Below are 13,611 nucleotides of genomic sequence, written 5' to 3'. Positions count from 1 at the left end.
ATGAGGAAAGTTGCCATTTACGGTAAAGGCGGCATCGGCAAGTCGACGACGACTGCCAACGTGGCGGCGGCGCTGGCGCTTCTGCAGCGGCAAGTCATTCAGATCGGCTGTGATCCGAAGGCCGATTCGACGCTTAATCTGCTTCACGGGGAGCCCGTCATGCCGGTTATGGACTATTATCGGAAGTATACGGCGGCGCCTGATTTCGATCATTTGGGAAAATACGGTTACGGCAACGTTTTTTGTATCGAAACGGGCGGGCCGACGCCGGGCCTCGGCTGTGCCGGCCGCGGCATTATTGCCACCTTCGATTTGCTCGAAGAACTCGAGGTTTTTGAGCGGATCCGGCCTGACGTGGTTCTCTACGATGTGCTTGGCGACGTCGTTTGCGGCGGCTTCTCGTCGCCTATTCGCGACGGCTACGCCAAGGAAATATTTATCGTCACATCCGGGGAAAAGATGTCCCTTTATGCGGCTGCCAATATCTATCGGGCCGTGCGGAATTTTCGCGACCGCGGCTATGCGCAAGTCAAGGGAATTATCCTCAATCGGCGCGACGTCGATGCCGAGTACGAGCGCGTTCGCGTCTTTGCCGACGCGTGCGGCGTTCCCATCGTTGCCGATATTCCGCGGAGCAAAGAGATTCAGTATTACGAAGACCGCGGCATGACCGTCGTCGAAGGAGACCGCACGCTGCCGGTCAGTCGGACGTATATGGATTTTGCCGCAACGTTGGTCGCCGATGACTGAGACGGGAAGGAGCGAGTTTGTGGAGAAGGAACAGGATCAACTGCGCCGCATACGACGGCTTCCGCCGGCTGTACAGCTGGCTACGGCAGGGCTTGACGGCGCCGCCTGTCTGGCCTACGTGGCCCGTCATTGCGCGGCGGACTGTCCAACTGCGCCGGTGATGTCGCAATGTTGCTCGTGGCAGGCGGACTTTACAGCGGCGGCGCCGCCGAAAAAGATCAATTTACTTGGCGTTATTTCGCCGGAACAGAGGCGGGACGCCGTGCGTTTTTTGCAGCGTCAGGGGTTTATCGTACATGGCGTATGGGGCTGCGGCGGCGATTTTGACGACCTTGTTCGAGCCGGGGCAGCGGCCGCCAATCTCGTCGTCACGGCGGCAGGCCTGCCGGCGGCCGCCGTTTTGCAGGAACGGTTCGGACAGCCTTATGTCGCCGCCGCGGCTTTGAACGACGCGGTGACGGCGGCGTTGAAACTCGCCGCTGCCGACGGGCGGTCCCGCTATCTGCCGGAAGAGGGGGAGTACGGATGGGATTAAATGATACGCCGTCAGGAGAGCGGCTGCATATCGGGTTTTTCGGTTGCCGCAATGCCGGCAAATCGAGCGTTGTCAACGCCGTAACGGGGCAGAATCTGGCGATTGTTTCCGAGACGAAGGGGACGACGACGGATCCCGTTTACAAGGCCATGGAACTCTTGCCGCTCGGGCCGGTCATGATCATCGATACGCCCGGCTTTGACGATACGGGCAAGCTAGGTGAACTGCGCGTGAAAAAGACGCGGCACGTGTTGAACAAGACGGATATCGCCGTCGTCATCGTCGACAGTACCGTCGGGTTGCGTCCTGTCGATGAGGAGATCATCGCTCTGATCGAAGCGAAAAAAATCCCATATCTGCTCGTTTGGAACAAGACCGATCTGCAAGCGCCGCACCTCGGCGGCGAGCGGGAACTGGCCGTCAGCGCCGCTACGGGCGCCGGTATTTGGGAATTAAAAGAACGCCTTGGCGCCACCGTGCCAAACAGTGAACGTGTGCCTATTGTGGCCGATCTGGTTAAGCCGCACGATCTGGTGCTTCTCGTCGTACCCATCGATTCGGCGGCGCCGAAGGGCCGTCTGATCCTGCCGCAGCAGCAGACGATCCGCGAAGTCCTGGACAGTGACGCCGTCGTTGTCGTCGTCAAAGAAAACGAAGTCGCCGCGACGCTGACCCGTCTCGGCACGGCGCCGGCCTTAGTCATCACCGACAGTCAGGCCTTTCAAACGGTGGCGGCGCAGACGCCCGATTCGATCTTGCTGACGTCTTTTTCGATCCTTATGGCTCGGCATAAAGGACTGTTAGCCAGCGCCGTCCGCGGCGTGGCGGCCGTCGAGACGCTGCATAATCACAGCAAGGTGCTGATTGCCGAAGGCTGTACGCATCATCGCCAATGCGATGACATCGGCACGGTAAAGATTCCGCGCTGGCTGCAGCGGCATACCGGTGCGGCGATCACGTTCGAAACGGCGAGCGGTACGGAATTTCCCGACGATCTGTCCCCGTATGAGTTGATTATTCACTGCGGCAGTTGTATGCTTAATGAGCGGGAAGTGCAGTACCGCATGAAATGTGCGGCGGACCAAGGCGTAGCCATGACGAATTACGGGATTTTTATTGCCTACGTGACGGGGATCTTAAAGCGAAGCGTCCGTGTCTTTCCCGATGTATACAAGACGTTATGAGGTGATGCACGATGAATAAACTCGGATTGATCGGCGGCATCGGGCCGGAATCGACGGTGCTGTATTATAAAGAAATCGTTTCGGCTGTGCAACAGGCGGAGGGACGCCCTTTTTTTCCTAATTTGACGATCGAAAGTCTCAATGTTTTCAAGATTCTTTCGTATTGTTCGACGAAAGATTACTATGGCCTTATCGACTATGTCGGCAAAGGCATTGCCAATTTGGCCGGTGCCGGCGCCGATTTTGCCGCATTGACAGGCAATACGCCGCACCTCGTTTTCGACGAGCTGCAGCGCCGCTCGCCCATTCCCCTCGTCAGCAGCGTGGAAGTGACCTGTCAGGCTGCCGTGGCTGCCGGCATGAAGCAGGTCGCGCTCTTGGGGACGATTTTTACGATGGAAGAAGACTTCTTCAAAGCTCCCTTCCGTCGACACGGTATTCGTGTCGTCATTCCGACGGCAGAAGAACGGGGCTTTATGAAAGAAGCGATTGAAAAAGAACTGGAATTCGGCATCGTTCGTGAGGAAACGCAGGCAAAATTGGGCGACATTGCCCGGAGACTGGCGCGGCAAGAGGGAGCGGAAGCCGTCATCTTAGGCTGTACGGAGCTGCCACTGGCCTTTAAAGATGTCAGCAGCCCCGTACCGTATTTGGATACGATGCGGCTCCATATTGCCGAACTTGTTCGGCAGATATTAGCGGCGGAATCGTTAAAAAAGACAGTAGAGGAATAACCTCTACTGTCTTTTTCGGTCAGCCGCGATTTTGCAGCCGAGATAGAGTGCAACGGCGTCCTTGAACCGATGAGGGTCGTATCCGGTGGCATTTTTGATTTTTTGCAAATGATAGGTTAAGGTATTTTTATGAATAAAGAGCGAAGCGGCTGCTCCTTGCAGGGACAGATTATGTTCAAAATAGGCCATGAGATAACGCCGTTCTTTTTCACGGAGATTAGCGACGGTATTGGTCAGGTAACAGCGCCGCTGCGACTCGGAGAGGGAACCGATCAACAGCTCAAGCGTCAACGTTTCGTAGCGGCCGACAGCAAGCGCCGCCGGCAGAGACTGCAAGACGATCAGCGCTTCTTCGTAGGACTGCCTGACTTGTTCCAACTGGTGCGGCGTCCCGATCGCCAGCCGAATGATGCCTTTGTTTTCCTGCGCCAATTTTTTTAAGGCACGATGCCACGTTTGATAGCGAGACTCTTCGCTGAGCAAGATATAATGATTCGGATACTCCGCCAAGTAAAAGACCGTTCCCGTTTGCTTAAACGCCGCATATACCCGTTGTTCGATCATCGACAGATTGGCAGGATTGTAGTGATGATTCAATTCAATGAGAAGACAACGATACGGTTCTGTCAAGGACAGGCCGTTTTTTTGTATGTAAGCGACGAGGAATTCGTGCGCCGGCAGCGGGCCGTGCAGCAAACTTTGAGCAATATAGCGTGTGTGGGTTCGTTCGGTATGCGCCTTTGCTTCCAACTCCTGCTCCCGTAAGATGAGCGTCGTGATTCGCTGGGCCAAGTAGGCATACCGCCGCACCTTTTCCGGCGCACCGGTGATGCCGATGACGGCGATCAGCTTGCCGTGATAGGTGAAAGGAAGATTGACGCCGCAGTGAGTGCCGTAAAATACATTTTCCTCCGTAACTTCAATGGCCGTTCCTTCTTTGGCGACGGTGTGGCCGATTTCGTGGTACGTGCCGACGCGCTTCGCATCGGTACTGGCGTAAATTATTCCGTCAGGGCTGATATAGTTTGCATCGTAGGTGCAGGTGTCCTTGACGGTGTCGACGATCTGTTGAGCTAAGCGCCGGCTGATATGATTGGATAGCATTGCAGTTTCCTCTTGGTTTTTATCATTTTTATATTAGTCTATAGACTGATATATGTATTATATTACACCGTATAATTGGTCTTAACAACATGTACAAGAGGATAAGAAGAACAGTATGATAAAGAAAACAGGCCATACCATCAATAAGGAGGTTTGCCATGAAAACAGTAATAGCGATCGATTCATTAAAAGGGAGTCTGTCGTCAGTGGAAGCGGGCGATGCCATTCGAACGGCTATTTGCCGCGTGCAACAAAATGCCGATGTCGTGATCAGGCCCTTGGCTGACGGCGGTGAAGGTACAGTGGAGGCCTTAACGCACGGCATGGGCGGCGCGCTGCAGACCGTCTCCGTTACCGGTCCTTTAGGCGAACCGGTCCGGGCCGTGTACGGCATCGTTCGCGGCGATACGGCGGTGATCGAAATGTCGGCTGCCGCCGGTCTTACTTTGGTTGACGCCGCTAAGCGGAATCCGCTGTATACGACGACATATGGCGTCGGAGAATTAATTCGCCATGCCATTGGACAGGGCTGTCGCCGTTTTATCGTCGGCATCGGCGGCTCGGCGACGAATGACGGCGGCGTGGGCATGTTGCAGGCCTTGGGCTACGGCATGCTCGATCATGAGGGACGGCAGGTCCCCTTCGGCGCTATGGGCGTCAAAGAGCTGGCAACGATTACGCAGGATGAAGTACTGCCGGAACTGCGTGACTGCGCTTTCCGCATTGCCTGTGACGTGACCAATCCGCTGTGCGGCACAGCCGGCTGCAGCGCCGTCTTCGGACCGCAGAAGGGAGCGACGCCGGCGATGATCACGGCGATGGACGGCTGGCTGAAACAATACGCCGCGTTAGCCGGTCGGTCTTTTAGCCGGGCCGATCCGCAACGATCGGGAACGGGCGCTGCCGGCGGATTAGGTTTTGCTTTTCTGACCTTTACCAATGCCGTACTTGAATCGGGTATACAGATTGTTTTAGATGAAACGCGTCTGGAAGATTACGTGAAGACTGCCGATTTGGTCATTACTGGCGAAGGCCGCATTGACGGCCAGACCGTCATGGGCAAGGCTCCGATCGGCGTTGCTGCCATGGCGAAAAAATACGGTAAGCCTGTCGTCGCCTTTGCCGGCTGCGTTACGCCGGCTGCGAAGACCTGCAATGAGCACGGCATCGACGCCTATTTCCCGATCCTGCAGCGGACGGAATCGCTGGCGGAGTGCCTCAAGCCGGAAACGGCGCGGCAAAATATGATCGATACGGTGGAACAAGTCTTTCGCCTGTTGGCGACGGCCATACATACCATTTAAGCATTTCTCATGGCCTTGGAGGCGACGAAACAGGCCCGGTGCGAGATCGTGGATTATCTTGCGCCGGGCCGGCGGTCTTTTCGTATTTACAAATACGGCGGCAATCGGTATGATAGAAAGCATCAGTAGGAAAGGAGTGGTGATGATGGGACCGTTCATGGCCGGTATTTTTTGGTTGGTCAAACAACGGGAGATGATTCGGACGGGCGTACGGCTAATCGCCAAGTTCGCCTTTCTCCTATACCTGCTTTACGGAGCCGTCGCCTGGTTTTACGGCGGCATAGAACGGGAACGAAGGCGTCTTTCTTTAGTCCATACCTTGGTTGCCGTAGCGACTGCGTCGGGGTTTTCCTTCGGTATCGGCCGCTTTTGGCCGCGGCCGCGCCCTTTCGTGACGCGGCGAAAGAAAGCTTGGATAACGCATAAAGACAATCCGTCATTTCCCAGCAATCATACCATGAACGGCGCCGTCGTTACGGCTGCGGCCTTTCACTGCCACAGTCAGGCGGCGCCGTTTTTAGCGATCGTCACGCTGGTCATAGGACTGAGCCGCGTGGCCTGCCGTCTCCATTATGTGTCAGATTTGCTTGGCGGTATCGCTGTAGGGCTCTTCAGTTATGCCTTTACCGTATCTTTTGCGCCGTTTCAGCGGTTTTCCAAGTGTCTTCTGCACTTCTTGGCTTACGTTACGGACGATCTTGCGCCCGCTTTTCTGCAACGGCGCCGGTCCGATCGGTAACAGCGTTACGACTGCACCGTGACTTCAGGATTTTTTTCTCCGAACTTGGCTAACAATGCGGCGATGATCTCCGCGCGGTCGTCGCCCTTTTTTTCGCTGTTTTTAATCAGCTTGTAGGCTTGGAAGAGCGGGGACGGGCCGATTTCGGAGCTGAAAAAGCCGATGCCCTGATTCCAGGCGAGAAGCTCGAAAACATCGTCTAGCGCCGCCGAATCGAGGCCGTGAACATACGCTTTGACGAGCTCCCGCGTCGCTTGGCGGATGCGTCCGGCGCCGACGGCATTGGCCAGCGAAAGCAAAAGGCGCATTTCGTACGATAAGCTGCGTTTCGCGTCATTCCACGTGAGATCCCAGAAGTCAACGGCAATTTTGCCGAGGCCTTCGTCAATCAGGGGATAGTTCAGCAGGGCCAGAGGCCGGAACGGCGGCGCTGCCGACTCGCTTACCTTCGTGCGGCAGAAGTACGTGTGGAATTCGGTTTCACCTGTTTGTTCGGTGTGGTATTCAAACCCCATCGCTGCCAGGGATTCATAGAGAGGGCGAGGTTCAAAAGTCTGAATGATGGTCAGTCCTTCCCCTTCTTTTAAAGCCGCGGCCTGTTTTTGCAGGCCCGGAAAGAAGTTTCCTTGTACGTGGCGGACGTCGATCGTCTTGAATGTATTCATTTTATCTTGCCAGTTTTCAAATGCCATAAGAATCATCCTTTCGTTTTTTGGAAAGCAGATACATTTCCTTACGCGATTAGTATACGAAAGGGAAGCTGTTTTTTCTGTAACATAAGTTACAAAATAACAAAAGACTGCCGGAATTATATTCCGGCAGTCTTTTGTCAAATATACGCTGCCAATTTTTCCTGTTGTAAAACGGTGATGCTGTTTTTTTGGCAGGAGATAATCCCTTCTGCAGCCATCCGTCCCAATTCACGGGACAGTGACGGCCTGGCCACGTTCAGGTAGGCGGCCAGTTCTTCCCGCGTCAGCGAAAGCGGCAATGTAGAACCTGTCAATGGCTGGCTCAGGATGAAACGAGCCAGTTTTTCACGCAGCGTAGTGCTGCTGAGGATCATCAGCTTGCGGCTCATCATGTACGCTTTTTGCGCGAAAATTGTCAGCAAATTTTGTTGCAGTACGGCCGTAATGGCCTGAACAGACGGATCCGGATCGTGAAAGATCGCCTGATTGATGGCAAGGATCGCGGTGTTTTCGGCGGCGACGGCATTTTTGTCATACGTCGGCTGTCTCATGAATGCATAGATTTCGCCGATCAGATCGCCCGGCTCCGTAATGTGTGCAAAAACCATCTGTTTTCCTGACGGCGTATCTTTGGCGATCAAAACGGCGCCTTGCAGCAGCAGGAGCATGCTGTCCGGCACGTCTCCTTCCCAAAAAATGCGCTCACCGGCGGCATAGGTGCGGACACGGCTGTAGCGGCTGCAACGTAACGTTTCGCGCTGCGACGGCGATAAGGTGCGGCAGAGGGCGCAATGTTCGGGAATTTGCCCTGCCGGCGGCATCAGTGTTTCTGGAGAAAGGCGTCGAATCCGGCATAGACGGCGCTGTCCCCGAGTTCTTCTTCAATGCGCAAGAGTTGATTGTATTTGGCGACGCGTTCGCTTCGATTCGGCGCGCCGGTTTTGATCTGGTCGGCATTCAAGGCGACGGCGAGATCGGCAATCGTCGTATCTTCCGTTTCGCCGGAACGATGGGAAACGATGGCTGTGAAACCGGCGTGGTGAGCCATTTTGATGGCATCGAGCGTTTCGGTAACGGAACCGATCTGGTTTAATTTGACCAGGATCGAGTTGGCGCTGCCGTTGGCAATGCCCTTGCCGAGGCGTTCCGTGTTGGTGACGAAGAGATCGTCGCCGACGAGCTGTACTTTATCGCCTAAAGCGGCCGTCATTTCTTTCCAGCCGTCCCAGTCTTCTTCATCGAGACCATCTTCAATGGAGTAGATCGGGTATTTTTCAACGAGTGATTTCCAATGGGCAATCAATTCGCCGGACGTATATTTGGTGCCTGCCTTCGGCAGAATATATTCGCCGACGTTAGCGCTTTTCCATTCGCTGGATGCGGCATCGATGGCCAGGACGAAATCTTCGCCCGGCGTGTAGCCCGCTTTTTCGATGGCGTCGAGAATATAACGGATCGCTTCTTCATCGCTGCCGAGGTCGGGCGCAAAGCCGCCTTCGTCACCGACGGAAGTAGCCAAGCCGTTCGCTTTCAGCAGAGCGGCCAAGGCGTGGAAGACTTCGGTGCACCAACGGAGTCCTTCGCGGAAGGAAGGGGCGCCGACAGGCATGATCATAAATTCCTGCACGTCTACCGTGTTTGCGGCATGGGCGCCGCCGTTGAGAATATTCATCATCGGCACGGGCAGGCGATTGCCGGCGACTCCGCCGAGATAACGGTATAACGGAATGTTCAGCGCATTGGCGGCCGCTTTGGCGCAGGCGATGGAGACGGCGAGGATAGCGTTTGCGCCGAGCTTCGATTTATCCTTCGTATCGTCGGCTTCTCTCATGATGCGGTCAATGCCGTACATGTCAAACGGATCGGCGCCGAGAAGCGCGTCGTTGATAACGGTATTGATGTTTTCGACGGCAGTCAGCACTCCTTTGCCGCCGAAGCGGCTCTTGTCGCCGTCGCGCAGTTCTAACGCTTCAAACTGTCCCGTCGAAGCGCCGCTCGGCGCCGTGCCTCTGCCGACGGTGCCGTCGGTCAGGACGACTTCGGCTTCCACTGTCGGATTTCCGCGGGAATCGATAATTTCGCGGCCGTAAACAGCTTCAATTTTAATCATTTCCATTAGCATCTACTTCCTTTCGTTTTAACCCTTCGCTTATGCGGCGGCGCAATGTCGGAATCTGTGTCTTTTCCACCTGTTTGCCGGCGTACACGAAGGTCACGTTACCTGTTTTCAGGCAGGCGTGTACAGTGTTGATGAAATCAGGGAGATCTGGCTGTTCGTCCAATTCACGATTATAGGAGACAATGAATTCTTCGTAGCCTATTTCGCCGTTGTGATAAGCTTTGCGCAGCGTCGTTGACGGCGTGACGGCTTTCGCCCAAATGGCGATTGCCGCCCTTTCCTTCGATAAACCGCGCGGCCAGAGGCGATCGACGAGAATACGGCAGCCGTCTTCGGCTGTCGCTTCTTCGTAAACGCGCTTCCAATGAATTGTTCCCATCCGGCATACCTTCTTTCGTTTTTAAGTATATATGAAATCCGTCGATCTAGCTACCGGTCAAATGATAAATTATTGTATAAAATCATAAAAAAACAAGAAAAGACGAACTGATGAAAGTCAGTTCGTCTTTTCCGGCAAAGCATTATTTTTCTTCAGCCGTAAATTTTGTCGAGACGACGTGGTGAATGAAATATACGATGGAAAGGACAAAGGCGAGCAGACCGAGCATATCGGCTGTGCTGCTGAAGTCTTTGCCGACGAGGGCAAGGGGATCTTCGCTGCCGCCAGAGGTAATGGAGATGACGATGACGATGGCGATAATGACGCCGATCAAGCTTTCGCCGACGATCAGGCCGGAGGCGAAAAGGACACCGCGATGCGTGCAGGCATCAACATCTTCTTTTTCGTGACCAGGACTGCGTTGTGCCGCGCGGGTATGGAGATGCCGGTTCAGAAAATAACCGATGACGGAGCCGATGACCAGGGGAATTTCCAAGGTCGGCGGCAGGTAGATGCCCATGCCGACGGCAAGGGGCGGCAACGCGAGGGATTTGGTATTGCTCTTTAACAGCATATCAACAATGATGACGGCGATACCGACACCGATACCGAAGAGAATATATGTCCAGTCAAGACTGGAATCGAAGATGCCTTGTGCGATAGTGGTCATCAAGGTTGCCTGCGGTGCAGCCAGCGCTTGCGACGGATCCATGGTGGCGCGGGGCAGGGCGCCGGTGAAGCCGTAAGCCTGATAGAGCAGATTGAGAACAGGCGCGATGGCGAAAGCGCCGATGATGGAGCCGAGAATCAAGGCCACCTGCTGTTTCCACGGCGTTGCGCCGACGATATAGCCCGTCTTCAAATCTTGCAGGTTGTCGTTGGAAATAGCGGCGACGCTGACGATGACGCTGGTAATGAAAATGGCCAGTGCCGTTGCGAATTTCGTTCCTTCTGCCGTTTCAAAGACACCGAAGGATGAACCGATGCCCAAGACGACGAGGGACGAAACGATGATACCGAGGATACCGATGCCGGAGATCGGGCTGGCAGACGTACCTATCAAGCCGGCCATGTAGCCGCAGGCGGCGGCGACGAAGAAGCCCATGAGCATGGCGACGAGGATACCGACGACAATGTAGACGATCGTGACGGTAGTCGGCAGGCCGGCGGAGCCGACGAAGCTCCAGAAGGTGATCAAAAGACCGATGACGATGGCCAGGAAAACGAGACCGACAGATTTTGGCGTCATGTCGATATCGGTATGGTGAAGCAGCTGTTTTTCTTCCGTATCGTTGGAGCGGATCGCGTCAATCGACATCTTGATGCCGTCAATTACGGGTTTCAGAAGGCGAAGTAAGGTCCAAATAGCGGCGATACCGATGCAACCGGCGCCGATGAAGCGGACTTTTTGGGCCCAGACGGCTTTGGCGAAAGCGGCGGCGGCCTGACCGTCGGCCGGGGTGAGAACGCTCGTCAAATAAGGAACGAAGACGACCCAAGCCAGCAGTGTACCGACTAAGATGGCGATACCGCTGGCGATGCCGATCAGATAGCCGGCGCCGAGCAGAGCCATGGAGAAGCCGAGGGGAAGCTGTGTAGTCGCTTTACCGATTTGGATCCAATGGCTGAATTCGGATGAAAAAATGTGGAAGCCGTTGGCGCAGAGGCTGAAGAGACCGGCCAGTCCCGTACCTTTTAGAATATCTTTCATACCGGTTTCTTTTTTCTGAGCAGCGTCATCCTCTTTGCTTGCACGGGAATCACTGCCGACTTTCAGAATTTCCGCAGCGGCCAGGCCTTCCGGATAAGGCAGATCGCTGTTGACGACCATGGCGCGGCGCAAGGGAATGGTGAAGAGCACCCCTAAAGAGCCGCCGCAGGCGCAAAGCAAGAGGGTCTGCAAAAAGGGAAACCCTTGCCAGTAACCGAGCATTAAGAGACCTGGCAAAATAAAGATAATTGCCGATAGCGTGCCGGCAGCCGAAGCCTGTGTCTGTACCATGTTGTTTTCCAAAATATTGGAATCCTTGAACATGCGCAGGATGGCCATGGAGATGACGGCCGCCGGAATGGATGACGAGAAGGTCAGGCCGACTTTCAGGCCTAAGTACACATTAGAAGCCGTAAAGATGACGGTGATCAGCATGCCGAGAAACATGCCGCGGAACGTCAACTCCGGCAATGTGGGATAAGTCGTTCCCGTCACGTTGGGTTGAGAATTCATAACGTTTTCCTCCTTTTGAAAAGTATTGTAAAATGATAATAATATTGACAAACAATAATACCACACTATAGTATACACTGTCTTTGCAAATATGTCATTTTAAAATGGATAAATTGTAAATCATCTATTGGCCTTTTTAGGATAGATATCCGGCGTACGGGGATATTGTTATGCAGGAGATGAAGCAAACGTGGTATAATATAAAAAACGTGCATTCCGAAAAGGAGGGTATATTCAATGGAAGATAACGTGATTATGGAAGGAATCTTAAAGGAGTTTGAAGGCTTGGCAAAGCATCCTCGTCCGTCGCGCCATGAAGAAGAAGTCAGCAATTATATCATGGAACGTTTGGCCGAGCTCGGCATCCAAGGACGGCAGGACGAGGTATTCAATATCATCGCCGATGTGCCTGCGACGAAGGGAAAAGAAGCTGTGCCGCTGACCATTCTGCAAGGCCATATGGACATGGTCTGTGTCGCTAAACCGGGCGTTGCTTACGATCCGCTGAAAGATCCGATTCGGCTGAAGCTCGACGGTACCGTTCTTTCCGCCGACGGCACGAGTCTCGGGGCCGATGACGGCATGGCGATCGCTATCGCACTTTTTTTAATTCAACAAGATATTGAACACGGGCCGCTCCGCTTGATTTTTACTGTTGATGAAGAAACGGGTATGACGGGAGCCATTCATTTGGATCCTCGATACGTTGCCGATGCCACCTATGTTATTAATTGCGATTCCGAATCGCTTGACGTTATCGCCGTCGGTTCCGCCGGCAGCGTTCACACCCACTTCTGCCGCAGCCTTACGAGAGAGGCCGTTGCCAGCAATGCGGCGCTGACGGTCAAAGCGGCCGATTTTCTCGGCGGCCACTCAGGCGAAACGATCAACCGCGGCAAGAGTAATGCCGTTAAAGCTGTTGCCGCCGTATTGCAACGGTTGGCGGCGGCCGGTATTGATTACCGCCTGGCTGAGATCACCGGCGGCGTTGCCGCCAACGCAATTCCGGAAGAAGCGGCAGCCGTCATTGTTCTCGATCAAAGCGATGTAGCTGCCGCCATGCGGGCTGCTGTCGAAGAAGAGAAGGAAATCGCGACAGTCTACGGTGCCGTTGAAAAGAAGGCGACCGTTCATGCCGCACCTTGTGCGTTACCGGCAGATACCTTTTCGGCAGCCGACACAAAGGCTGTCGTCGATTTGATTACCTTATTGCATTGCGGCGTGTTTGCCATGAACCAGCAGTTGCCGACGTTGCCGGATTTGTCGGCAAGTCTCGGAACGATCAGGACGGAGAAAGACACGGTGAAGATCCAATATTTCCCCCGGTCCTCTGCCGATGCGCGTCTCCTTGAATTTGCCAGGACGCTGCCGGTTCTGGCCCGACTGACCGGTTTTTCCGTCGACATGGAACAGCCGGAACCGGCCTGGACGGCTAACCCGCAGAGTACGCTGACTCCGTTGATGGCAGCTTCCTTCCGCAGCGTTACCGGCAGGGAGGCGCGGATCGAAGCGATGCACGGCGGTTTAGAAACGGGGTATCTGTTCGCTATGAATCCGAAGCTTGACATCGTTTCCGTTGGGCCGACGACACATGCCATTCACAGCGCCGATGAATCGGTTGAACTGGATACGGCGGCGACACTCGTCCGTATTATTATCGATATACTCGGAAAGTTGAAATAAATTCTCGAATAAGTGGAGTCTAGAACGGTTTTGTAAAATTTTTGCAAGTGGTATTCATCTGGTATTAAATATAGTGCCAGATGAAAGAGGTGATACAAACGTGGTATTTATCACGTTTGTATCACCTCTTTGCTTGTTGGCCTCTTTTTTCCATTCTCAAAATG

The 13,611-nt window shown here is 54.2% G+C and carries 13 protein-coding genes; 7 read left to right on the top strand and 6 right to left on the bottom strand.

Going from position 1 to position 13,611, the window contains the following annotated elements:
• From C0977_RS05960 to C0977_RS05945, 4 genes are read left to right on the top strand one after another with little or no spacing between them, the layout of a single operon-like run.
• Window positions 1–750: an AAA family ATPase gene (locus tag C0977_RS05960; RefSeq protein ID WP_101912757.1), complete on the top strand. Its 750-nt coding sequence runs from the start codon at window positions 1–3 to the stop codon at window positions 748–750.
• A 19-nt stretch (window positions 751–769) separates the two neighbouring features.
• Entirely contained in the window at window positions 770–1,285 is a 516-nt protein-coding gene (locus C0977_RS05955; protein WP_101912756.1) for a nitrogenase component 1, read from the top strand.
• A complete protein-coding gene (gene hydF / locus C0977_RS05950; RefSeq protein WP_101912755.1) occupies window positions 1,276–2,469 on the top strand; it encodes a [FeFe] hydrogenase H-cluster maturation GTPase HydF in 1,194 nt (397 codons plus the stop codon). Before C0977_RS05955 ends, hydF begins: the two co-directional genes overlap by 10 nt.
• A gap of 11 nt (window positions 2,470–2,480) precedes the next feature.
• Window positions 2,481–3,203 carry an aspartate/glutamate racemase family protein gene (locus C0977_RS05945; RefSeq protein WP_101912754.1) on the top strand — a complete coding sequence of 241 codons (723 nt, stop codon included), beginning with the start codon at window positions 2,481–2,483 and terminating at the stop codon, window positions 3,201–3,203.
• Window positions 3,204–3,206: 3 nt separating this feature from the next.
• Here the strand turns inward: C0977_RS05945 and C0977_RS05940 are convergent, their stop codons facing one another.
• A complete protein-coding gene (locus C0977_RS05940) occupies window positions 3,207–4,307 on the bottom strand; it encodes a CdaR family transcriptional regulator (protein WP_101912753.1) in 1,101 nt (366 codons plus the stop codon).
• A gap of 158 nt (window positions 4,308–4,465) precedes the next feature.
• Between C0977_RS05940 and C0977_RS05935 the strand changes: the two genes are divergently transcribed.
• Both C0977_RS05935 and C0977_RS05930 read left to right on the top strand, forming a co-directional pair.
• Complete coding sequence (locus tag C0977_RS05935) at window positions 4,466–5,611, top strand: glycerate kinase (RefSeq protein ID WP_101912752.1); 1,146 nt, start codon at window positions 4,466–4,468, stop codon at window positions 5,609–5,611.
• 142 nt (window positions 5,612–5,753) lie between these two features.
• The gene (locus tag C0977_RS05930; protein ID WP_159459040.1) at window positions 5,754–6,350 is read left to right on the top strand and encodes a phosphatase PAP2 family protein; all 597 of its coding nucleotides are present in this window, start codon (window positions 5,754–5,756) and stop codon (window positions 6,348–6,350) included.
• Window positions 6,351–6,355: 5 nt separating this feature from the next.
• Here the strand turns inward: C0977_RS05930 and C0977_RS05925 are convergent, their stop codons facing one another.
• The 5 genes from C0977_RS05925 to C0977_RS05905 all read right to left on the bottom strand — a co-directional run bounded on the left by C0977_RS05925 (window position 6,356) and on the right by C0977_RS05905 (window position 11,764).
• Window positions 6,356–7,042: a DUF2249 domain-containing protein gene (locus tag C0977_RS05925; RefSeq protein ID WP_023053954.1), complete on the bottom strand. Its 687-nt coding sequence runs from the start codon at window positions 7,040–7,042 to the stop codon at window positions 6,356–6,358.
• Between the two features lie 137 nt (window positions 7,043–7,179).
• Entirely contained in the window at window positions 7,180–7,863 is a 684-nt protein-coding gene (locus tag C0977_RS05920) for a Crp/Fnr family transcriptional regulator (RefSeq protein ID WP_101912750.1), read from the bottom strand.
• Entirely contained in the window at window positions 7,863–9,158 is a 1,296-nt protein-coding gene (gene eno, locus C0977_RS05915; RefSeq protein WP_101912749.1) for a phosphopyruvate hydratase, read from the bottom strand. Before eno ends, C0977_RS05920 begins: the two co-directional genes overlap by 1 nt.
• Window positions 9,145–9,540: a DUF488 domain-containing protein gene (locus tag C0977_RS05910; protein ID WP_023053966.1), complete on the bottom strand. Its 396-nt coding sequence runs from the start codon at window positions 9,538–9,540 to the stop codon at window positions 9,145–9,147. The genes eno and C0977_RS05910 overlap by 14 nt, the downstream gene beginning before the upstream one ends.
• A gap of 142 nt (window positions 9,541–9,682) precedes the next feature.
• A complete protein-coding gene (locus C0977_RS05905; RefSeq protein ID WP_023053919.1) occupies window positions 9,683–11,764 on the bottom strand; it encodes an OPT family oligopeptide transporter in 2,082 nt (693 codons plus the stop codon).
• 237 nt (window positions 11,765–12,001) lie between these two features.
• Between C0977_RS05905 and pepD the strand changes: the two genes are divergently transcribed.
• Window positions 12,002–13,447: a beta-Ala-His dipeptidase gene (gene pepD, locus C0977_RS05900; RefSeq protein WP_101912748.1), complete on the top strand. Its 1,446-nt coding sequence runs from the start codon at window positions 12,002–12,004 to the stop codon at window positions 13,445–13,447.
• Window positions 13,448–13,611 lie beyond the last annotated feature (164 nt).

The sequence above is a fragment of the Megasphaera vaginalis (ex Bordigoni et al. 2020) genome (assembly GCF_900240295.1).
In the GTDB taxonomy this organism is placed as follows: Bacteria; Bacillota; Negativicutes; order Veillonellales; family Megasphaeraceae; genus Megasphaera; species Megasphaera vaginalis.
The sequence above is the reverse complement of the archived record's forward strand: the minus strand, read 5'-3'. Positions and strand labels throughout refer to the sequence as shown.